23 protein-coding genes are annotated in these 20,507 nt (G+C 34.4%); 13 read left to right on the top strand and 10 right to left on the bottom strand.

Annotated features, from left to right (window positions below; genetic code table 11):
* Window positions 1-64: 64 nt before the first annotated feature.
* Both DCO46_RS00315 and DCO46_RS00310 read left to right on the top strand, forming a co-directional pair.
* A complete protein-coding gene (locus tag DCO46_RS00315; protein WP_116750600.1) occupies window positions 65-1,930 on the top strand; it encodes an Nramp family divalent metal transporter in 1,866 nt (621 codons plus the stop codon).
* A 104-nt stretch (window positions 1,931-2,034) separates the two neighbouring features.
* Window positions 2,035-2,688 (top strand): metal-dependent transcriptional regulator, encoded by a 654-nt coding sequence (locus DCO46_RS00310; RefSeq protein WP_116750599.1) that lies wholly within the window; start codon window positions 2,035-2,037, stop codon window positions 2,686-2,688.
* A gap of 32 nt (window positions 2,689-2,720) precedes the next feature.
* Here DCO46_RS00310 and DCO46_RS00305 read toward each other — a convergent pair whose 3' ends face one another.
* The 10 genes from DCO46_RS00305 to DCO46_RS00260 all read right to left on the bottom strand — a co-directional run bounded on the left by DCO46_RS00305 (window position 2,721) and on the right by DCO46_RS00260 (window position 11,546).
* Window positions 2,721-3,149 (bottom strand): hypothetical protein, encoded by a 429-nt coding sequence (locus tag DCO46_RS00305; protein WP_116750598.1) that lies wholly within the window; start codon window positions 3,147-3,149, stop codon window positions 2,721-2,723.
* A gap of 67 nt (window positions 3,150-3,216) precedes the next feature.
* Entirely contained in the window at window positions 3,217-3,687 is a 471-nt protein-coding gene (locus tag DCO46_RS00300; RefSeq protein WP_116750597.1) for a hypothetical protein, read from the bottom strand.
* Between the two features lie 127 nt (window positions 3,688-3,814).
* The gene (locus tag DCO46_RS00295) at window positions 3,815-4,510 is read right to left on the bottom strand and encodes a hypothetical protein (protein WP_116750596.1); all 696 of its coding nucleotides are present in this window, start codon (window positions 4,508-4,510) and stop codon (window positions 3,815-3,817) included.
* 22 nt (window positions 4,511-4,532) lie between these two features.
* Entirely contained in the window at window positions 4,533-5,771 is a 1,239-nt protein-coding gene (locus DCO46_RS00290) for a hypothetical protein (protein WP_116750595.1), read from the bottom strand.
* 153 nt (window positions 5,772-5,924) lie between these two features.
* Window positions 5,925-6,323 (bottom strand): hypothetical protein, encoded by a 399-nt coding sequence (locus DCO46_RS00285; protein ID WP_116750594.1) that lies wholly within the window; start codon window positions 6,321-6,323, stop codon window positions 5,925-5,927.
* Window positions 6,324-6,489: 166 nt separating this feature from the next.
* Window positions 6,490-7,272 (bottom strand): enoyl-CoA hydratase/isomerase family protein, encoded by a 783-nt coding sequence (locus tag DCO46_RS00280; RefSeq protein ID WP_116750593.1) that lies wholly within the window; start codon window positions 7,270-7,272, stop codon window positions 6,490-6,492.
* Window positions 7,273-7,282: 10 nt separating this feature from the next.
* Window positions 7,283-8,698: a sensor histidine kinase gene (locus tag DCO46_RS00275; RefSeq protein ID WP_116750592.1), complete on the bottom strand. Its 1,416-nt coding sequence runs from the start codon at window positions 8,696-8,698 to the stop codon at window positions 7,283-7,285.
* A gap of 140 nt (window positions 8,699-8,838) precedes the next feature.
* The gene (locus DCO46_RS00270) at window positions 8,839-9,387 is read right to left on the bottom strand and encodes a CopD family protein (protein ID WP_116750591.1); all 549 of its coding nucleotides are present in this window, start codon (window positions 9,385-9,387) and stop codon (window positions 8,839-8,841) included.
* 80 nt (window positions 9,388-9,467) lie between these two features.
* Entirely contained in the window at window positions 9,468-10,481 is a 1,014-nt protein-coding gene (gene hemH, locus DCO46_RS00265; RefSeq protein ID WP_116750590.1) for a ferrochelatase, read from the bottom strand.
* A gap of 192 nt (window positions 10,482-10,673) precedes the next feature.
* Complete coding sequence (locus DCO46_RS00260; RefSeq protein ID WP_116750589.1) at window positions 10,674-11,546, bottom strand: helix-turn-helix domain-containing protein; 873 nt, start codon at window positions 11,544-11,546, stop codon at window positions 10,674-10,676.
* A 227-nt stretch (window positions 11,547-11,773) separates the two neighbouring features.
* On the opposite strand from DCO46_RS00260, the gene hemA reads away from it, so the two are divergent.
* The 11 genes from hemA to DCO46_RS00205 all read left to right on the top strand — a co-directional run bounded on the left by hemA (window position 11,774) and on the right by DCO46_RS00205 (window position 20,473).
* Window positions 11,774-13,024 (top strand): glutamyl-tRNA reductase, encoded by a 1,251-nt coding sequence (gene hemA / locus DCO46_RS00255; protein WP_116750588.1) that lies wholly within the window; start codon window positions 11,774-11,776, stop codon window positions 13,022-13,024.
* Window positions 13,025-13,174: 150 nt separating this feature from the next.
* Window positions 13,175-13,579, top strand: coding sequence for a GxxExxY protein (locus DCO46_RS00250; protein WP_116750587.1), 405 nt, complete (start codon window positions 13,175-13,177; stop codon window positions 13,577-13,579).
* 101 nt (window positions 13,580-13,680) lie between these two features.
* Window positions 13,681-14,604, top strand: coding sequence for a hydroxymethylbilane synthase (gene hemC, locus DCO46_RS00245; RefSeq protein WP_116750586.1), 924 nt, complete (start codon window positions 13,681-13,683; stop codon window positions 14,602-14,604).
* Window positions 14,604-15,269, top strand: coding sequence for a uroporphyrinogen-III synthase (locus DCO46_RS00240; protein ID WP_116750585.1), 666 nt, complete (start codon window positions 14,604-14,606; stop codon window positions 15,267-15,269). Before hemC ends, DCO46_RS00240 begins: the two co-directional genes overlap by 1 nt.
* Before the next feature lie 84 nt (window positions 15,270-15,353).
* Window positions 15,354-16,379, top strand: coding sequence for a uroporphyrinogen decarboxylase (hemE, locus tag DCO46_RS00235; RefSeq protein ID WP_116750584.1), 1,026 nt, complete (start codon window positions 15,354-15,356; stop codon window positions 16,377-16,379).
* A gap of 102 nt (window positions 16,380-16,481) precedes the next feature.
* Window positions 16,482-17,033, top strand: a complete 552-nt coding sequence (locus DCO46_RS00230; RefSeq protein ID WP_116750583.1) for a transposase — start codon at window positions 16,482-16,484, stop codon at window positions 17,031-17,033.
* 113 nt (window positions 17,034-17,146) lie between these two features.
* Complete coding sequence (locus DCO46_RS00225; protein ID WP_116750582.1) at window positions 17,147-17,524, top strand: hypothetical protein; 378 nt, start codon at window positions 17,147-17,149, stop codon at window positions 17,522-17,524.
* Window positions 17,525-17,526: 2 nt separating this feature from the next.
* Window positions 17,527-18,072 carry a GNAT family N-acetyltransferase gene (locus DCO46_RS00220; RefSeq protein WP_116750581.1) on the top strand — a complete coding sequence of 182 codons (546 nt, stop codon included), beginning with the start codon at window positions 17,527-17,529 and terminating at the stop codon, window positions 18,070-18,072.
* Entirely contained in the window at window positions 18,069-18,983 is a 915-nt protein-coding gene (gene hemF / locus DCO46_RS00215; RefSeq protein WP_116750580.1) for an oxygen-dependent coproporphyrinogen oxidase, read from the top strand. The genes DCO46_RS00220 and hemF overlap by 4 nt, the downstream gene beginning before the upstream one ends.
* 93 nt (window positions 18,984-19,076) lie before the next feature.
* Window positions 19,077-20,069 (top strand): porphobilinogen synthase, encoded by a 993-nt coding sequence (hemB, locus tag DCO46_RS00210; protein ID WP_116750579.1) that lies wholly within the window; start codon window positions 19,077-19,079, stop codon window positions 20,067-20,069.
* Window positions 20,070-20,071: 2 nt separating this feature from the next.
* Window positions 20,072-20,473: a c-type cytochrome gene (locus DCO46_RS00205; RefSeq protein WP_116750578.1), complete on the top strand. Its 402-nt coding sequence runs from the start codon at window positions 20,072-20,074 to the stop codon at window positions 20,471-20,473.
* Window positions 20,474-20,507 lie beyond the last annotated feature (34 nt).

The raw sequence follows: 20,507 nt of genomic DNA, 5'->3' as shown, positions 1-20,507 counted from the left end.
AGTCTAAAAATATTGTTGTGCGCATATAATTTTTCTATATATTTGGTAAATCAATACTTTAGCAATGACCAAATCTTTAGAAGAAGTAAATCAATCGGTACCTACCGAGCATAAAAAAAAGGGTTTCAGAAAAATTTTAGCCTTTTTGGGTCCGGCATATTTAGTAAGCGTCGGTTATATGGACCCTGGTAACTGGGCAACCGATATTGCCGGCGGAAGTCAGTTTGGGTATACTTTGGTATGGGTTTTATTAATGAGTAACTTAATGGCGCTTTTGCTTCAGAGTCTCAGCGCCCGTCTCGGGATCGTAACACAACGCGACCTTGCGCAGGCGTCCAGAGAAACGTATTCAAAATACATCAACTACATTTTATATTTTCTGGCAGAAATTGCAATTGCGGCCTGCGATCTTGCCGAAGTTCTGGGAATGGCTATCGGTATCAATCTATTATTTGGAATTCCGCTTCTCGAAGCAGTGCTGATTACCGTTTTAGATACCTTTTTACTTCTTTTCCTGATTAATAAAGGAATTCGCAAAATGGAAGCTTTTATAATTGCTTTGGTCGCTATTATTGGCTTTTCTTTTATTTTCGAAATGATTTTTGCAGAACCAGAAATGCACAAGGTTTTGGAAGGACTTATTCCATCTATCCCAAATTCAGCGGCTTTGTATATTGCCATCGGAATTATAGGTGCGACCGTTATGCCGCATAATTTGTACTTACACTCCTCTCTGGTACAAACGCGAAAATTCGACAGGACTCCTGCCGGAATCAAACAGGCTTTAAAATATAATTTTATCGATTCTACCATTGCGTTAAACCTTGCGTTTTTTGTAAATGCCGCGATTTTAATTCTTGCCGCCGCCACTTTCCACAAAAACGGAATGTTTGAGGTTGCCGAAATTCAGGATGCACATCAGTTTTTAGAACCGTTGTTAGGAACGAAGTGGGCTCCAATCCTTTTTGCTGTTGCCTTAATTGCAGCCGGGCAAAGTTCTACCGTGACGGGAACTCTTGCGGGACAAATTGTAATGGAAGGCTATCTCCACTTTAGAATCCAACCTTGGGTAAGACGAATCGTTACCCGTTTGATTGCGATCATTCCTGCTGTAATTGTAATTTTGATTTATGGTGAAAGTGTCACAGGAAAACTATTAATCTTAAGTCAGGTAATTTTAAGTTTACAATTGGGTTTTGCGATTATTCCGCTTATTCACTTTGTAAGCGATAAATCAAAAATGAATGGCTTTCATATTTCAAAAACCACACAAGTTGCTTCCTGGATTATTGCTGCGATCATCGTTTCGTTAAATGCAAAATTGGTTTATGACGAAATTACTTCCTGGCTCGAAAGCTCCAGTCACCCTGTAATACTTTGGCTGACCGTTGTTCCTTTGGCTTTTGGCTTTTTAGGTTTACTGCTTTATATCGTTGTGAACCCTTTTATAACAAAAGCTAAACCTATGGTAAATCATTCTCCGCATAATCTACAACTTAAGTTTACTCCAAGAGAAAGTCAGATTGTTCAAAACATTGCCATTTCAGTTGATTTTTCAAATGCTGATGAGGCGGCTTTAAACAAGGCTTTTGAACTGGGCGGCATTGAAGCACAATATACTTTGATTCACATAGTGGAAACCGTTGGCGCATTAATGTATGGTGTCCATGTGCATGATCATGAAACTACGATTGATGAAAAACTTCTGCTCGAATACAAGCAAATGCTTTCTGAGAAAGGATTTAAAATCAAAACCGAACTCGGATTTGGAAAACCAAACAAGATAATTCCGAAAATAATCAATGAAGGCAGTTTTGACATTCTTGTTATGGGAACCCACGGTCACACTGGTTTAAAAGATATCCTTTTTGGTACAACAGTAGATAAATTGAGACATAAAATTTCAATACCTTTGTTGATTGTGAAATAAAGATGCTGAGATGCTAAGGCTCTAAGATTCTAAGGTTTTTTATAAAAACCCTTAAAAGAAAACTTAGAACCTCAGCATCTTAGACCCTTAGAATCTTAAAAAAAATGACCTTCTCAGAAGAAAATTACTTAAAAGCAATCTATCATCTAACTGCTTCCCTGGAAACGGAAGTAAGCACTAATTCTATTGCTGAAATGATGGAAACCAAGGCTTCGTCTGTTACAGATATGCTTAAAAAGCTATCAGAAAAGGATTTAGTAAATTATAAAAAATACCAGGGTGTTTCTTTGACCGAAAACGGAAAACTGGCCGCAAAGATGATTGTCAGGAAACATCGTTTGTGGGAAGTGTTTTTGGTAGAAAAGTTAAACTTCAGTTGGGATGAGGTACATGATATTGCAGAACAACTGGAACATATTAAATCGGAACAACTGATTAACCGCCTGGATGATTTTCTTGGAAATCCGACAGAAGACCCACATGGCGATCCGATTCCGGATGCAAACGGAAGAATCGTAAAGATTGAAAAACAATTGCTTTCTGAATTAAATGAAAACCAAACGGGTATTTGTGTAGGTGTAAAAGATACTTCTTCTGAATTTCTGAAATATCTGGATAAGCAGGAAATTGCTTTGGGTTCTAAAATCGAATTTCTGTCTAAAGAATCTTTTGATTTATCGGTAAAAATAAAAGTGAATGGAAAGGAGATGTCTATTTCGAATAAAATAGCTTCTAATTTGTTTGTGAAGCTGGTTTAAATATGTGCTATTTAATCAGGCGAAATCTCTATCTATTTATCAAAATTTGTAATTTTTGAATTTAGAAAAGATTTTAGTTCATTTCTGTTTTCTATAAAATTACTAATATCTATATATTTTTTACCAGATCCAGAAAAAATCCGAATGTATTCTAACACATTTAGTTTGTAAGGAAATCTTAATGTATCAAAACCTTTTATTTCACTGAATTTTAATTCTGTCTTAGTCATTAGACCTATTGAAATTATGGATTCGCCTGTGACAATGATTCTGTTTTTTTTTGTAGCCCTCATTGAGATTATCACTATTGGTATCATAGATAGAAATAATGCGATTATACCTTTTTGTGGCATACGCCCATGTATTTCTTCTAATATCAATAATACGTACATAAGTATTGCTATTAAACTCAATGTATAAACTAATCGTCTTACACTTGTTTTTACTCTATATTCTTTCATTTTTGACATTATATTTTTTTAAAATATTGTTGGTTTTTCATACACACAACATCTAAGGCAATCTGGATTAATCTACATTAAAATCTAAATTCGTAAATCTAAATTCTAAATTCTGCATCAGGTTATCTGTTCTGTTCAGACTAAAAAGGTGTATTGAGATTTGTTTTTTTCTATTTGAATTTGGTACTATATCAACTCCAAAGTGACTTACTTTAAAACCTTTAACCTCATTAAAGCTTAACTTACGGGTATTAAAAAAGTCTTTTGAAATTATTGCACTATCGGTAATAACTACTTTTTTCTTAAAAGTGCTTACAATCAAAACAACAAATATGACAATGGCAGTAAAAAACACTAAAGGCATTAAATAAGAAAGAAAAATGGATGAAGAACAAGAATAGTAAATCTTTGCTGCAAGCGATTTGGTTGGTAGTGTAATAAACGGAATCAGCAATAATCCAGTGAAAAATGCTATTTGCAATACTGAAAAAAGGAGAATAAAAACTTTTAATCTTTCTGAAACACTGTAAACATTCATTTTAAAATTCTTTTTTAATGATTCGACAAAAATAAGGCGTTTTTCTTACAAATATTAATGTTTTCTTCTTTTAACAGTTAGAAAAGAAGATTTGCAATATTAAACCAATCTTTTCTCAACCTTTCTTTTAATCCTTTACATCAACCCAAGGGATATTAAATACCCCTGTAAACACATAAGTCTTTACATTTCCTCCTACTTGCAATTGATGGTAGGTATTTCCATCTATTGATAATTTCATTCTTTCTGATTTTTTTTCTCGTGATACTTCTATTTCATATGATTTAATTCCTATGCTTTGAATGCGCTTATAAATAACTGTTGAAGCAAAAACTTTAGGTGCTGATTTGTCAAAAACACAATTAAAACCTATAACAACACCAAAAGCATATATAAATGAAAAAAGGACAATTCGAAGTATCACTTTATACCAGTTATCAATTTCCAGATAACTGCGATCGCCAACTAAAAAAAATGCGGAGAAAACAATTGTTATAATCCCAACAGGAAAGCACATTTTAGAATAATCCTGAATATTAAAATCAGAATAAATTCTAAATGCTAAAAATAAAGAAGGAAGGAAAACAGGAAGAGCATTCGGATTTGAACTATTTCTTTTTGCTTCTATTTTGATTATTCCGTTTGACAATCTAACAAATAGTATCCCGATAATTGGCATTAATAGACAGGCAATTAACATATAATTGTAACACTCTGGAAATTTTAAAATCCAAATTACAATTCCTATACTTACATAATTGATAGTTTTGGTTATCAGGCTTGCTTGTTTAAAAATTTTCTCTTTTAAAATAACTGAATTCATTGTGAAAATTCTTTACAAACTACTATTTATCTCCATAACCAACAACAACCCAAGGAATATCAAACCTTCCTTTAAATTGATAAACAGATACTTTATCCCCGTTATTCAGGTTATTGTACATATCGCTATCAATTGAGATTTTTTCAATTTCAGTTTTCTTGCCCCACGGAGACAGGTATAAATCGTAACTTGTGTATTTACTACCACTAACTTGCTTGTTTACAATAGTCGTTGAAAACACTTTAGGAACAGAATTATCAAATACGCAATTTGTCGCCACAACAGCACTATACCCATAAATGAACCCAAAGACCGCAAAACCTATTATTGAAAAATAGTATATAGCTTTTTTTAAAGGCTTTTTCTTTTCTACTGCTATCATAAAACCCGCAAAAATTACAGAAATCAATATTGCAGGCATCCAGATATTGGAGTAGTCATCTATAGAAAAATCTAACAGCACTCTTAAAAACAGTATAATACCTGGAAAAATTACAGGAAAAGCTACCGTTGGATGCACACTTCCTTTTTCAGCATCAATTCGAATTAAGCCTTTCCAGAATTTCACTGCTAAAAAACCGATAAAAGGCAGAGAAACACAAGCTATTAGTGCGTATTTATATGGCCTCGGGTAAAAAAACAGCCAAACCATAACAACAGCTGTTATACCATTTAGGATATTGGCAAATAAGCGGGTTTTTTTTAATTTACCTTCTCGTTCTTCAACTGTAAAGCCAAAATCGTTATTTGCTAAAATTTCCTGATGCTCCTTCTCTATCTTTTCTAATAATGCTTTTTTCTTTTCGGCATCCAAATCAACTGCTTTAGAACTCAAAATAGCCTTTATCTCTTCTGAGTTTTCAAATAAATTGCTAATATTAATCATCTTTTTGGATGAATTTAGAGGAGAAATGCCAATGTGTTCTACCGGAGCTTTTGGGTTTTTAAAAACATTGAAATTTTTAATCTCATTAAATTTCAATTCTCTCCTGCTCAATAAGCTGATTGAAATTATAGATTCATCTGTAATAATTACTTTTCTTTTCTTTATAGAAATTATTACTAATATCATCAAAACAATCATTGTAATAAGCAAGACAGGCACCCACCACCCCGGCATGGATTGTTGCATTTCCTCAGTAAATGTATTAAAAGGAGGAACTATTATGGCAATTGTCAATCCTCCGTAAAACAGTATAACAAGTGATGCCAAAATATTAACTAATAATCTTAAGCCCTTTTTTACTCTGTACTCTTTCATTTTAAACACCTTATAATTTTTTGCAAAATTATTATTACCTGTTGTATCAAAATACCCGAAAAAGACTTAGTTATATTAAAAAAAAACAAAAAACCCGTAAAACTATTTACGTTTTACGGGTTACTATTTTTATTCAACTGAACAAAATATTCTTTAAACAATCCCTTTTTCAATCATTTCCAACATAACAGGCGATGCATTTTTAAAAGTTGGCGGCTGTTCGATAATACTTCCCGCATTCTTCTTATTTACTTTGAAAGTAACGTCGTTGTCTGTTGTAAACAAAAGTGCGGTTAGAAATGGTTTTTTGATGTAAGAACCTAAAACCAATAAAGCTTCATCTAAAGTATGAATACTTTCAATTTCTTCTGTTTTATAACGGGTAGTTAATGAAATTGAAAACGTATTATCTTCATTTAAAACTAATCTGAAATAGATGTTTTTGATTTCGGTGTCGCCCATGGTTTTTGCCAACGTTAATTTTGCGAAAGTTCCGGCCTGGATACTTTCTTTAACTCGTTCACAAAAAAGGGCAAATATTGGTTCGTACATTTTTTTAAGTTGCTAAGGTTCTGAGATGCTGAGGTTCTAAGTTTCTAAAACCTTTGTCTATTATTTTAACCGCAAAGTTCGCAAAGATTTACGCAAGGTTCGCTAAGTTTTTAAATTTTCTAACGTGCTTTGTGTAATCCCTTGCGAACTTTGCGTTTAAGAAAAATTATTTTCCTGTAAATTCAGCTTTACGTTTTTCCAGAAATGCAGTAGTTCCTTCTTTAAAATCCTGGGTTCCAAAACATTTTCCAAATGATTTGATTTCGGTATCAAAACCATTTTTGCCATCTGTATAATTCGCATTGATTGCTTTTATTGCTTTTCCGATAGCAAAGGGAGCATTTTTGATGATTTTTTGGGCAATCCCTTTCGTAAAATCAAGTAACTCTGCCTGAGAAACTACATGATTTACCAAACCGTATTGTTTTGCTTCTTCAGCAGAAATCATAGTGGCAGTCATAATCATTTCCATTGCACGGCCTTTTCCAACTAACTGAGGTAAACGCTGTGTTCCTCCGTAACCCGGAATTAATCCCAGAGTAACTTCGGGCAAGCCCATTTTTGCATTATCAGATGCTATTCTAAAATGACACGCCATTGCTAATTCTAATCCTCCGCCAAGGGCAAAACCATTTACTGCTGCAATTACGGGTTTCTTTAAATTTTCTATATAATCAAATAAAGACTCCTGTCCTTCGGCGGCAAGTTGTGCTCCTTCAACGACTGTATAATTTGCAAATTCTGAAATGTCGGCTCCGGCAACAAATGCTTTTTCACCACTTCCTGTCAGAACAATAACACGAACCTCATCATTTTTGCCTAATAATTTTATGGCTTTATTCAGATCACTAATAGTCGCTTTATTTAATGCGTTTAGTTTTGTAGGTCTGTTAATGGTTACGGTTGCAATGCTTTCTTCAATAGAAATTAAAATGTTTTCGTAGTTCATGACGGTTAGTTTAAGAGTTTGTGATAGGTAATGAAACTCTGAATGTGGTTCCTTTACCATATGTAGATTCAAAGGTAATTGTTCCTTTGTAATTTTCGATTATGTTTTTTATAATTCCGAGACCAAGTCCCATACCGCTGGTTTTGGTGGTAAATTTCGGTTCGAAAATACGCCCTGTATCCTGTTTTTGAATTCCGATTCCGTTATCCTTTACGGCAATTTCAACATTATTGTTTCTTCGCTTAACCGTTACAAGAATTGATTTCTGAAACTGGCTTTCAGGAATTGCCTGCGTTGCATTTTTAACCAGGTTCGTAATAACACGTATGAGCTGTGTTCGGTCCATTTTGGAAATAATTTCTTCTTCCTGGCTTTCAAAAACAATATAATCTTCATTAAAAATATCCAGTGCGAGTTCTACCACTTCAACTACATTTAAAGTCTCGTTTTGCTGTGCCGGCATCGAAGCAAAATTCGAAAATGCCGAAGCCACCGCAGTCATGGTATCAATCTGCTGGATTAGGGTTTCTGAGTAATCATTCATTTTCTGTTTGACATCAGGATCATTCGGATCAAATTTTCGCTGAAAACTCTGTACCGTCAGTCGCATTGGCGTTAGCGGATTCTTTATTTCATGTGCAACCTGTTTTGCCATTTCGCGCCATGCTTCTTCCCTTTCGCTTTGCGCTAATTTTATGGCACTGGTTTCGAGTTTGTCAACCATTCCGTTATAAGCCTTAATCAGGAAGTTGACTTCTTTACTGTTGGCTTCAAGTACAATTTTCTCGTTTTTCTGATCCAGATTGGTTTCTTCTAAACGGTCTGAAATTGTTTTTAAGGATTTTGTGATATATGTTGACAGAAAGTAAGCCAGTGCAAAGGCAACCAAAAGCATAAAAGAATACACCTGGCTTAAACGGATTAAAAAAGTGTTTAATTCATTGTCATAATAACCGTCATCTTCTAAATATGGAAGATTTAAAATCCCAAGCGGTTTGAATTTTTCATCTTTGATCAAACTATAGGAAGACCGGTTTTTGACACCATCAATAGTTTTAATATCTACAAAACGCTTTTCTATTGACGACCGGACCAGTTTTAGAATATATTCCGGGATTGGCGGTGGTGCTTTATCTACCGCAAAAGATTCTTTTGACGACTTTAGTAATTTGCCGTCAAGACTAAAAATATTGATTTCGATTTTATGAATCTGTGCTAATTCGTGGATTTTATCTTTAAATATTAAATCTAAATTTCCCGTCTTAAGTGGATAGGTTGTAGTCGCTAAAACATAATTGATATGTTCTTTTACCGCATTTTCTTTACGTTCTAATCTTTCCTGATGATATTCTTTGGCTTCGTTTTTAAACTGAATAATAGAAATCGATGCCAATAAAAAAGATGCCACAACAATCAATACAATCATCGACAGGAAAATCCTGGTACGAAGGGACAGCATTGACATTTTGAAGTTTAACATCTTTTTTTGTTTTGTCTGTTTCAGGTTTCCGGTTTCAGGTTACGCTGCGTTTGGCAACTTGAAACTTGAAACCTGAAACTAAAAAACTATTTTCTTTCTCTAATTCTTTTATAAAAACGAAATCCAAGCATAATTAACACTGAGAATAAAATAATTCCGATTACACCGAAAATCCAGTTGATGGCGCTTTTTAAAACTACTAAAAAAACAACGGCAAACAAAATAATCGTTGCGCCTTCGTTCCATAAACGCATAAAATTATTGGAATATTTTACCTCATCATTTTGTAATTGTTTGAAAATCTGATGGCATTTTCCGTGATATAGATATAACAGAAAAACGAAACACAATTTTACGTGCATCCACGGCATTTTGAGCCAGGCATTTCCTAAATCGGTAAAAAGCAGCATCCAAAAAGCAAAAATACTTGCCAATACTGCAGATGGCCATGTAATAATATACCACAAACGGTACGCCATGATTTTATATTGTGCCTGCAGGATTTCCTTTTCAGGAGATGGTTTTTCGTTGGCTTCTATTTGGTATACAAACAAACGCACAATATAAAACAAACCTGCAAACCAGGTTATTACAAATATAAGATGCAGCGATTTTAGATAGTTATAATATTCCATTGTTATTTGTTTCAGGTTTCAGGTTTCAGGTTTCAGGTTTTTCTTAAAGTTGATTCTAACTTGAAACCTGAAACTAAATTTTATTTCGCCCAATCATTAATCCAGTTACCAACAGTTTCACACCATTCGTCATCATCATTCAGACATGGAACAGCCAAAAACTCTTCTCCTCCATTTTTCTCAAAATCTTCTTTGGCACGCATGGCAATTTCTTCAAGAGTTTCAAGACAATCTGAAACGAAAGCAGGTGTTACAACCGCCAGTTTTTTAATTCCTTTTGCAGGCATGTTATCAATTTCTACATCCGTATAAGGTTCTAACCATTTATCCCCAGCTAAACGGGATTGAAAAGTTAAGCTGTATTTGTCTTCCGGAAGGCCTAATAATTTTACGACTTGTTTTGTGGTTTCATAACATTGGTGACGATAACAAAAATCATGTGCCGGCGAAGGTGTGTTACAACAAGACCCGTCAATTTTGCAATGTGATTTGGTTACATCGGTTTTGCGGATGTGACGCTCCGGAATTCCATGATAGGAAAACAGCAAGTGATCGTATTCAAATCCAACTAAATGTTTTTGAATTGAATCTGCCAGGTTTTTGATATAATCCGGTTTGTTGTAAAATGCCGGAACATCTGTAAAAGTCATATGAGGGAATTTCTTCTTGCGAATTTCTTCCGCTTTTACCAAAATAGTCAAAGTCGAAGCCATGGCATATTGTGGGTATAAAGGAAAAAGCAATACTTCTGTAACTCCTTTATCATTTAATTCCTGAAGTCCTTTTTCTATGGTCATGCTTCCGTAACGCATTGCCAGCGAAACCGGAACATTTACCAAAGGCTGTACTTTTTTCTGCATTCTTTCAGAAAGAACTACTAATGGAGAACCTTCTTCCCACCAAATTTTTGCGTAAGCATGTGCTGATTCTTCCGGTCTTTTTCTTAAAATAATACCGCGAACCAATAATGCTCTTAATAAATACGGAACGTCGATCACGTATTTATCCATTAAAAATTCGTCTAAATAGGGTTTTACATCTTTTGGTGTTGGACTATCCGGAGATCCTAAGTTTACTAATAATACGCCTTTCATTATGTGTTTTTGCTTTAAGCTTTATTTGTTTTTAAAAATTTCGTCAAAAGTAGAACTTGCTTCTTTTTAGAAATATGATAATTATTACTTTTTAATTATTGTGGAATATCGAAAATCAATATTGTTAAAAATTTTCACGCAGATTTCGCAGATCTTGCAGATTTTTTAATTCGTGCTAATTAGTGGCAAAATCTAAACATTCGTATTAATCGACATCAAATACTTTTTAGGAGTTGTAGCAAACTTTTTCTTGAATGCTGCTATAAAGTGACTTCCGGTACTGTAGCCAATTTTAAGTCCTACTTCGTTTACATTATAAGAACCGCTGTCAAGAAGTTTTCGGGCGAAATCCATTTTGTAATCAAAAAGGAAACCGTAAACCGTATCTCCATAAATTTGCTTAAAGCCCATTTTGAGTTTCTTCAGATTCAGACCAATTTCATCTGCGAGTTCTTGTAATCCCGGCGGCTCGGCCATATTGGCGATGATGATTTCTTTAGCCTTTCTGATTTTTAAAACATTATCTTCATCAATCAAAAACGGACATTGTTCTGCATTTGGGTCTTCTGTTCTGTTAAAATATAAACTCAGCAATTCGTACCCTTTTCCTTTATAATAAAGATTTTTTATGGATGGATGAAGGTTATAATGAAACAGCTGACTTAACACAATAGCCATTGAGGGACTGATATTTCCTTCGTTATAATACTTTTTGTCCTTATTATCAGGACTTAAAAAAGTAATATAATCTGCTTCTGCAGAAAACAACGCGTGAAATTTCTTGATGGAAACAATGACAGAAATCACCCATGAATTTGGAGCGAGTTCTAAATTTAGCGGTAATTCTTTCTGCGGATTGTATAAAAGAAGCGATTTTTCTTCCTTCAGTTCCAAAGCATAATTGCCCTGATTAAACAGGAATTTTGCATTTCCTTTTATACCAAAGTGAAACTGTATCAGTCCAGTACCTATTTCATGTTGGGCAAAAAATGGTTCTAAACTGTCGTTTTGAAAACGGATAAGCGTAAAGTCGTCTTCAATTTTTATAATTTCCTGAGAACTCATAGCGATATTTTTTTAAAACTAAAATCGAATCAAAAGCAGAATCTTATTTAGAATCACTCTAAACAAACCCTTTCAAACCAATTGATTTTGCTACAAAAATACTTCTTTTTACTCAAAAACACCTATTTAGGTTCAAAAAAACATATAGCGACATAAAAAGTACTTTGAGCGTTATTTTTATCAATGCTATAGTAATAATTTTGTTGCACTTTTATGAAAGTGAATTTATGGAAAACAATAACGTACCGAAACACCTTTATTTTTACTCCGTTGGTCTGAGTTATAAAAAAGCTGATGCTGAGGTAAGAGGTCAATTTAGCCTGGATGCTGCTGCGAAAACACGTTTGCTGGAACAAGCTAAAACTGAAGGAATAGAAAGTTTACTTGTCACTTCGACATGCAACAGAACCGAGATCTACGGTTTTGCAGAACACCCTTTTCAATTAATAAAACTTATCTGTGATAACAGCAACGGTTCTGTTGATGCTTTTCAAAAAGTAGGTTTCGTTTATAAAAATCAGGAAGCAATTAATCATCTTTTTCGTGTAGGAACTGGTTTAGACAGTCAGATTCTGGGCGATTTTGAAATTATATCTCAAATCAAAACCAGTTTTATCCATTCCAAATCAATGGGATTGGCCAATACTTTTATGGAAAGACTGGTCAATGCGGTAATTCAGGCAAGCAAAAGAATTAAAAACGAAACAGAAATTAGTTCTGGTGCGACTTCGGTTTCTTTTGCTTCGGTTCAATACATTCTTAAAAATGTTGAAGATATCAGCAATAAAAATATTTTGCTTTTCGGAACCGGGAAAATCGGAAGAAACACCTGCGAAAATCTGGTAAAACATACCAAAAATGAACACATCACTTTAATAAACAGAACAAAAGACAAGGCAGAGAAACTGGCCGGAAAACTAAATCTGATTGTTAAAGATTATTCTGAATTGCATCTTGAACTTCAAAAAGCGGATGTGGTAGTGGTAGCAACGGGAGCACAAAATCCAACGGTTGACAAAGCTATTTTAAATCTTAAAAAACCTTTGCTGATCTTAGATTTATCCATTCCTAAAAATGTACATGAAAATGTAGAGGAATTAGAAGGTGTTACTTTAATCCATATGGATTATTTGTCTCAGCTTACAGACGAAACTTTAGAAAACAGAAAGTTACATATTCCTGCTGCAGAAGCTATTATCGAAGAAATTAAAGAGGAATTTGTAACCTGGATGAAAGGACGCAAATTTGCTCCAACCATAAATGCCTTAAAAGAAAAACTGAATGCCATTAAAAATTCGGAATTAGATTTTCAAAGCAGAAAAATCACCGATTTTAATGAAGAACAGGCTGAAATCATCAGCAACAGAATCATTCAGAAAATCACTACTCACTTTGCCAATCATTTAAAAGATGACGATACTATGGTTGACGAAAGCATCGAATGGATCGAAAAAGTCTTCAAAATAAAAGCATCTTAAGTTTTTATTTTTACCATTAAGGTATTAAGGTAATTAAGATTAAATGCAGAAATAGAAACCATTAAATTTTTAAGAAAGTTAAGCTTTGCGTATGTACAAAGCAAAACTTAACTTTCTTAATATCTTAATGGTAAAAAATAAAAAAGTTCTATGACAAAAAAAGAGGTTACACAATTGGCTTATGAAATAACAGGTTTTGCTATAAAAGTGCATAAACCTTTAGGCCCTGGACTTTTAGAAAGTATTTATGAACAATGCCTCAAATACGAATTAGAACAAAATGGATACGATGTTAAACAACAATTAGTTGTTAAAATAGATTATTACGATCTTGAATTAGAATCTGATTTAAGAATTGATTTACTTGTAAACGATTGTGTTGTAGTTGAATTAAAAGCAATAGAAAATTTGTTGCCAATTCACGAAGCACAATTATTAACTTACATGAAATTATTACAAAGACCTCAGGGTTTATTAATCAATTTTAATACTCTAAATATAACAAAATCAATGAAACCACTTGTAAATGATCATTTTGCAAGATTAATAGATTAAATAAAAGCTTGAACCATTACGATATTAAGAAAGTTAAGTTTATGCCCTTTGACAAAGAAAAGCTTAATTACCTTAATATCTTAATGGTAAAAAAATAAAAAATGGCCGAAAAAACAATCAGAATTGGAACGCGTGACAGCGAATTAGCACTTTGGCAGGCACATACTGTCGAGAAACAACTAAACGACTTAGGTTATAAAACCTCAATTGTTGCTGTAAAATCGCAGGGCGACATTATTCTGGATAAACCTCTTTACGAATTAGGAATTACCGGAATTTTTACTAAAACCCTGGACATCGCAATGATTAACGGTGATATTGATATTGCTGTGCATTCGATGAAAGATGTTCCAACCGCTTTACCAAAAGGAATTGTTCAGGCGGCTGTTCTGGAAAGAGCCAATGTTTTGGATATTTTAGTTCATAAAGGAAATCCGGATTTTACTAATCCAAGTACTATTGCGACCGGAAGTTTGCGTCGTCAGGCACAATGGTTCAATAAATACCCAAATCATACTGTAGTTGATTTACGCGGAAATGTAAATACGCGTATGCAGAAATTACAAGATAATAACTGGGACGGAGCTGTTTTTGCTGCTGCTGGTTTAGAACGAATCAACTTAAAACCAGAAAATTACATCAACCTCGACTGGATGATTCCGGCGCCGGCACAAGGAGCAATGCTTGTTGTCGCAATGGAAAATGACAATTATACACTGGATGCATTATCACAATTAAATCATATTGAAACTGAAATTTGTACATACATTGAACGTCAGTTTTTGAGAACGCTTGAAGGTGGCTGTACTGCACCAATCGGAGCTTTGGTAAATTATAATGAAGATGAGGATACACTGCACTTTCAGGGTGTTTTACTTTCTGTTGACGGAAAACAAAAACTTGAAATTGACAAAACCGTTGATATTTCAGAATGGAAAAAATTAGGTTTTCATTCGGCTCAGGAAATTTTAAATAATGGCGGAACCGAACTGATGCAGAAAATCAAAGAATCCCTCAAAAAATAATGGCAAAATCAATTCAAATAGTATCTACTAAAATATTATCTCCTCTTCAAAAACAGGAGTTGATAAAATACGGCTTAGAAGTTATTGAAGCTGATTTTATCAAAACCGAAAACAAACCTTTTGAATTACAGCAGCTCAATGAAAGTCTGATTTTTACAAGTCAGAATGCGGTTCATAGTGTTTTGTCAAATCCAAAATCAGAAGAACTAAAGAAAAAGAATGTGTACTGCGTTGGTCTTAAAACCAAAGCTTTACTAGCTGACAATGGTTTCAATGTCGTTGCTTATACAGGTTATGCTTCAGATTTGGCCGAAATCATTACGTTGATTTACTCTAATGAAAGCTACACTTTTTTCAGTGGAAATTTAAGAAGGGATACTTTACCGGATGCTTTAAAAGAAGCGGGAATAAAATTCAACGAAATTCAGGTTTACAATACATCACTGCACTCTCAAAAAGTAAAAACCACACCAGATGCCATTTTATTTTTTAGTCCGTCGGGAGTTAAGAGTTACCTGAAAGAGAATACAATCAAAAAAGAAATCTGTTTCTGTATCGGAGAAACGACCGCAGAAGCTTTACATAAAATTACAAAAAATATCATCATCGCAGATCAGCCAACCATTGAAGATGTGATTGAAGATGTTTTACAAGAATATAAATAGCAATAAGCTTTAGGCTATAAGCCGTAAGCTAAATTAAAAACAAACGCTTAAAGCCTAAAGCTTAAAGCCTAAAGCAAGAAAAAAATGTTAAAAAACGACCTATTTTTAAAAGCATTAAAAGGAGAAATAGTACAGCGCCCGCCGGTATGGATGATGCGTCAGGCCGGAAGATATTTACCAGAATTTATCGCTTTGCGTGATAAATACGATTTCTTCACACGTTGTCAGACTCCGGAATTAGCAGCAGAAATCACTGTTCAGCCAATTCGCAGAATCGCTCCGGATGCTGCTATTTTATTCTCGGATATCTTAGTTGTACCGCAGGCAATGGGAATTGAAGTTTTAATGAAAGAGAATTTTGGTCCGTTTTTACCGAATCCGATTCGTTCTATGGCTGATGTTCACAGAGTTTACGTTCCGGATATTCAGGAAAGTTTAGGCTATGTAATGGATGCCATTAAACTGACAAAAGAAATGCTGAACGACGAAGTGCCTTTAATAGGTTTCGCTGGTTCGCCATGGACTATTTTCTGCTATGCGGTCGAAGGAAAAGGTTCTAAAAGTTTTGATACGGCAAAAGGATTCTGTTTTTCTAATCCGGCTGCTGCACATACTTTATTGCAAAAAATTACCGATACCACTATTTTATACTTAAAAGAAAAAGTAAAAGCGGGAGTTGATGCCGTGCAGATTTTTGATTCCTGGGGAGGAATGCTTTCTCCTGTTGATTATCAGGAATTTTCATGGAAATATATCAACCAGATTGTTGAAGCTTTGGCTGATCATGCTCCGGTTATTGTTTTCGGAAAAGGATGCTGGTTTGCTCTTGGTGAAATGGGAAAAAGCCGTGCTTCTGCATTAGGAGTTGACTGGACTTGTTCTGCAAGAAATGCCCGTTATTTGTCTGGTGGAAATATTACTTTACAAGGAAATTTTGACCCTTCAAGATTGCTTTCCCCAATTCCGACTATCAAAAAAATGGTTCACGAAATGATCGACGAATTTGGAAAAGATAAGTATATCGTAAATTTAGGACACGGAATTTTACCAAATATTCCTGTAGATCATGCAAAAGCGTTTATCGACGCGGTTAAGGAATACGGGAATTAATTTTCGTTTGACATCCTGCAAGGTTTTTAAAACCTTGTAGGTTTAAAAGTTGTTTTTATATTTACAGTAAAAACTTACAATAAATATAAAGGCAAATTAAAAATGAAACTTGAAGTGTTGCAAAAAGATTGTTACTATCATGTTTATAACCGAGGAATTAATGGAGCAAACATTTTTGAAAATGACGCTAATAAACTTTATTTCTTAAAGCAATTAGCAAAATATTTGGAGAATAAAATTTCCATTTTTGCTTATTGTTTGATGAATAATCATTTTCATTTAGTGGTTAGGCTGAATGCTGAAGAGAGAGAAGTTATTCAGGCGTTTTCAAACTTGTTTAATTCATATGCAAAAGCATTCAATAAGCAGTTCAACAGAACTGGAAGTTTATTTGAAAAACATTTTAAAAGAATAAAATTAAAAGACGAAACCTATTTAAAGCAATTGATCGTTTATGTTCATTTAAATCCTAAACATCATTTTGATTTAGATTTTAAAAATTTTAGATTCTCATCTTACAGAGCATTTTTATCTGACAAAGAGAGTAAGATAGAACGAGATGAAGTTTTGACCTTATTTGGAGATTTTAAAAACTTTATCTTTTATCACAATCAAAAAAATCATCTTTTAAATGAAACTTATACTTTTGAATAATTCAGATCTGTCCTGCAAGGTTTTCAAAACCTTGTAGGTTTAATAATGTCGACATTTAATATCTAACAGAATACCTACAAGGTTTTGAAAACCTTGCAGGAGAACTAAAAAACATGTTAAACAAAGGTTTACGAGACGAAGAGAAAATCAGAATTGACAATGTCCTGAAAACATTGCGGACTCTTATTTTTGTACCTTATCCTTTGAATGACTCTGACAAAACAGCTCTTGAAAATCAATTAAAGGAATTCGCACTAAACCTTGAAACTTTAATTGATTATTCTAATGAAGATTTAATCAAATTGCTGATGCGTCTTCATTTTGACTGGGAGCAATTAGAACAGTTTGGAGATTTTCTAATAGAATTTTCTAAAACTGAAAACTATAATTTTGAAAGTAAGGCTTTGGCTGTCTACCAATATATTCAGACAGAAAGCAAAGTTTTTTCCTTTGGAATAAATGCTAAAATTGCTTCTCTAAAAAATAAATAAACATGGGTTTTACCGATTGGAAAACAGACCGAATTGAAAATATTCTTCCCGAAGAGTTTTATAAACTAATTGACAAGAATAAAAATCACATTGGAAAAACTTTTCCTGTAACACTGGCCAATTCAGATTCTTTAGAAAAAGCTAAAAATTTTATAGCTGTCAGTCTCCTAAAAGAAAACAACAAAGAAGGATTTCACTTTTATGCACGGGATATCAAAACCAACAATCTGATTGGTTATTTATGTGTGAAAACAATAGATTACCGTATCTCTAAATGTGAGTTTGGCTATTTTTCTGATGAAGATTATCAGGGAAAAGGAATTACTTCTAAAATGGTTTCTGACGCACTTGATTTCTGTTTCAATGAATTGATGCTGAATAAAATATTCATCTGCACCTCAGAAATTAATGTCGCAAGCCAGCGAATCGCATTAAAACACAATTTTAAACAAGAAGGAATTTTAAGGGACGAGTTCAGAAATGGTGACGGAACATTGCAAAACACTGTTTACTTCGGACTCCTTAAATCAGAATACACTAAATCATGAAAGATAAATTTTACGCCTATATACAACAATTACAGGATCAAATCTGTGCGGGATTAGAAGCTGTTGACGGAACTTCAAAATTTCGTGAAGATCTCTGGAAACGCCCTGAAGGCGGAGGCGGAAGAACACGCGTAATTGAAAACGGTCCCGAAGGCCCGGGGGTATTCGAAAAAGGCGGCGTAAACATTTCGGCCGTTCATGGAAAATTGCCGGAAGCGATGCAAAAAATGTTTGGCGTTGGTGAAGCTGATTTCTTTGCCTGCGGACTGAGTTTGGTTATCCATCCAAAAAATCCAATGGTTCCGACGGTTCATGCGAACTGGCGTTATTTTGAAATGTATGATGAAAAAGGGAATGTTATTGAACAATGGTTTGGCGGCGGACAGGATTTAACGCCTTATTATTTGTTTGAAGAAGATGGAAAACACTTTCATCAGACTTGTAAAACGGCCTGCGATAAACACAATCCGGAGTTTTATCCAAAATATAAAAAACAATGCGATTCTTATTTCTGGAACGCACACCGAAATGAAGCCCGTGGCCTAGGGGGTTTATTCTTTGATTATTGCAAAGCAAATGAATCAATGTCAATGGAAAACTGGTACAACTTTGTAACCGAAGTTGGTAACAGTTTCCTTGAAGCGTATGTCCCGATTGTAGAAAGAAGAAAAAATCTTCCTTACACTCCGGAACAAAGAACCTGGCAGGAAATCCGTCGTGGCCGTTATGTTGAATTCAATTTGGTTCATGACAAAGGCACATTATTCGGTTTAAAAACCAACGGAAGAATTGAGAGTATTCTGATGAGCCTTCCACCACATGTTCAATGGGTTTACGATCATCATCCGGAAGCGGGAAGCGAAGAAGAAAAACTACTAAAAGTCCTTGAAACTCCAATTGAGTGGATTTAAATAAAAACAATAACACGATTTAAGGAATAAGATTACGACTTATCATTTCATAAGTTAAAATCAAAAGTCTGAAATCTAAAATCTATACTTATTATGTTCCCATTACACAGAGGCAGAAGATTAAGAGTAAATGAATCTATTCGTTCTTTAGTACGTGAAACCAGCTTAAGTCCATCGGACTTTATGTTTCCGATGTTTATTGCTGAAGGCGAAAATGTAAAAGTTGAAATCCCTTCAATGCCGGGGATTTTCCGCAGATCAATAGATTTAACCGTTGAAGAAGTAAAAGAACTTTTTGCTTTGGGAATTCGTGCGGTTAACATTTATGTGAAAGTAGGCGAAAAACTAAAAGACAACACAGGAAAAGAAGCCTGGAATAAAGACGGACTAATGCAGCAGGCCATTCGTGCCATCAAAGCCGCTTGTCCGGAAATGATTGTGATGCCCGACGTAGCTTTGGATCCTTATTCTATCTATGGCCATGACGGAATTATTGCAAACGGTGATGTGGAAAACGACAGCACGGTTGCAGCATTAGTAAAAATGGCGGTTTCACATGCAGAAGCAGGTGCCGATTTTGTTGCACCAAGTGATATGATGGACGGAAGGGTTTTACGCCTTCGCGAAGGTCTTGATGCTGCTGGTTTTCAAAATGTCGGAATTATGAGTTATTCGGCAAAATATGCTTCGGCATTTTATGGTCCTTTCAGAGATGCTTTAGATTCTGCTCCTGTTGACAATACCGATATTCCAAAAGATAAAAAAACCTATCAGATGGATTATGCAAATCGTATTGAAGCAATAAAAGAAGCTTTGTCTGATGTAGAAGAAGGTGCTGATATGGTGATGGTAAAACCCGGAATTGCCTATCTGGATATTGTCCGTGAAGTAAAAAATGCTGTAAACGTTCCGGTAACGGTTTATCATGTTTCGGGAGAATATGCCATGATCAAAGCCGCAGCAGAAAGAGGCTGGCTCGATAATGACAAAATCATGATGGAACAATTGATGTGTATCAAACGCGCCGGTGCCAGTCTGATCTCGACTTATTTTGCTAAGGAAGCAGCAATTCTTTTAAATAAATAATAATGAAAAAAATACTATTCTTATCAGCCGTTTTGGCTTTGGCTTCCTGTAAAAAAGAAACTTCAGAAACTCCTGTTCAAAATACAACCGAAACCTATTCAGAAGGAGAATCGGCAAAAGCCGCTACACCTGAAGCTTTAGGAAAAGAAATTTTTGAAGGAAGAGGAAATTGTACTTCCTGCCATCAGGTGGATCAAAAAGTGATTGGACCAAGTATTCAGGAAATTGCAAAAACGTATAAAGACAAAAAAGGCGATATTGTTACTTTCTTAAAAGGAAATGCAGAACCGATTGTAGACCCGAGTCAGTTTGCCGTTATGAAAACTAACTTTCCCGTAACTCAGGCAATGTCTGATGAAGAACTGAAGGCAATTGAAACTTATATTTACAGCAATTTGAAGTAATTCAAAAATATATAAAAACAAAAACGGCGCTTAT

Origin of the sequence: Flavobacterium sp. HTF, from assembly GCF_003105115.1 — a bacterium.
Classification (GTDB): Bacteria; Bacteroidota; Bacteroidia; order Flavobacteriales; family Flavobacteriaceae; genus Flavobacterium.
Note: the sequence above shows the minus strand (reverse complement) of the source record. Positions and strands in the feature narration are given on the sequence as shown.

What these genes read in the sequence shown, in the direction of transcription:
- DCO46_RS00315 (WP_116750600.1), top strand. Translation starts at nt 65, where the DNA reads ATGACCAAATCTTTAGAAGAAGTAAATCAATCGGTACCTACCGAGCAT.
- DCO46_RS00310 (WP_116750599.1), top strand. Translation starts at nt 2,035, where the DNA reads ATGACCTTCTCAGAAGAAAATTACTTAAAAGCAATCTATCATCTAACT.
- DCO46_RS00305 (WP_116750598.1), bottom strand. Translation starts at nt 3,149, where the DNA reads ATGAAAGAATATAGAGTAAAAACAAGTGTAAGACGATTAGTTTATACA.
- DCO46_RS00300 (WP_116750597.1), bottom strand. Translation starts at nt 3,687, where the DNA reads ATGAATGTTTACAGTGTTTCAGAAAGATTAAAAGTTTTTATTCTCCTT.
- DCO46_RS00295 (WP_116750596.1), bottom strand. Translation starts at nt 4,510, where the DNA reads ATGAATTCAGTTATTTTAAAAGAGAAAATTTTTAAACAAGCAAGCCTG.
- DCO46_RS00290 (WP_116750595.1), bottom strand. Translation starts at nt 5,771, where the DNA reads ATGAAAGAGTACAGAGTAAAAAAGGGCTTAAGATTATTAGTTAATATT.
- DCO46_RS00285 (WP_116750594.1), bottom strand. Translation starts at nt 6,323, where the DNA reads ATGTACGAACCAATATTTGCCCTTTTTTGTGAACGAGTTAAAGAAAGT.
- DCO46_RS00280 (WP_116750593.1), bottom strand. Translation starts at nt 7,272, where the DNA reads ATGAACTACGAAAACATTTTAATTTCTATTGAAGAAAGCATTGCAACC.
- DCO46_RS00275 (WP_116750592.1), bottom strand. Translation starts at nt 8,698, where the DNA reads ATGATTGTATTGATTGTTGTGGCATCTTTTTTATTGGCATCGATTTCT.
- DCO46_RS00270 (WP_116750591.1), bottom strand. Translation starts at nt 9,387, where the DNA reads ATGGAATATTATAACTATCTAAAATCGCTGCATCTTATATTTGTAATA.
- hemH (WP_116750590.1), bottom strand. Translation starts at nt 10,481, where the DNA reads ATGAAAGGCGTATTATTAGTAAACTTAGGATCTCCGGATAGTCCAACA.
- DCO46_RS00260 (WP_116750589.1), bottom strand. Translation starts at nt 11,546, where the DNA reads ATGAGTTCTCAGGAAATTATAAAAATTGAAGACGACTTTACGCTTATC.
- hemA (WP_116750588.1), top strand. Translation starts at nt 11,774, where the DNA reads ATGGAAAACAATAACGTACCGAAACACCTTTATTTTTACTCCGTTGGT.
- DCO46_RS00250 (WP_116750587.1), top strand. Translation starts at nt 13,175, where the DNA reads ATGACAAAAAAAGAGGTTACACAATTGGCTTATGAAATAACAGGTTTT.
- hemC (WP_116750586.1), top strand. Translation starts at nt 13,681, where the DNA reads ATGGCCGAAAAAACAATCAGAATTGGAACGCGTGACAGCGAATTAGCA.
- DCO46_RS00240 (WP_116750585.1), top strand. Translation starts at nt 14,604, where the DNA reads ATGGCAAAATCAATTCAAATAGTATCTACTAAAATATTATCTCCTCTT.
- hemE (WP_116750584.1), top strand. Translation starts at nt 15,354, where the DNA reads ATGTTAAAAAACGACCTATTTTTAAAAGCATTAAAAGGAGAAATAGTA.
- DCO46_RS00230 (WP_116750583.1), top strand. Translation starts at nt 16,482, where the DNA reads ATGAAACTTGAAGTGTTGCAAAAAGATTGTTACTATCATGTTTATAAC.
- DCO46_RS00225 (WP_116750582.1), top strand. Translation starts at nt 17,147, where the DNA reads ATGTTAAACAAAGGTTTACGAGACGAAGAGAAAATCAGAATTGACAAT.
- DCO46_RS00220 (WP_116750581.1), top strand. Translation starts at nt 17,527, where the DNA reads ATGGGTTTTACCGATTGGAAAACAGACCGAATTGAAAATATTCTTCCC.
- hemF (WP_116750580.1), top strand. Translation starts at nt 18,069, where the DNA reads ATGAAAGATAAATTTTACGCCTATATACAACAATTACAGGATCAAATC.
- hemB (WP_116750579.1), top strand. Translation starts at nt 19,077, where the DNA reads ATGTTCCCATTACACAGAGGCAGAAGATTAAGAGTAAATGAATCTATT.
- DCO46_RS00205 (WP_116750578.1), top strand. Translation starts at nt 20,072, where the DNA reads ATGAAAAAAATACTATTCTTATCAGCCGTTTTGGCTTTGGCTTCCTGT.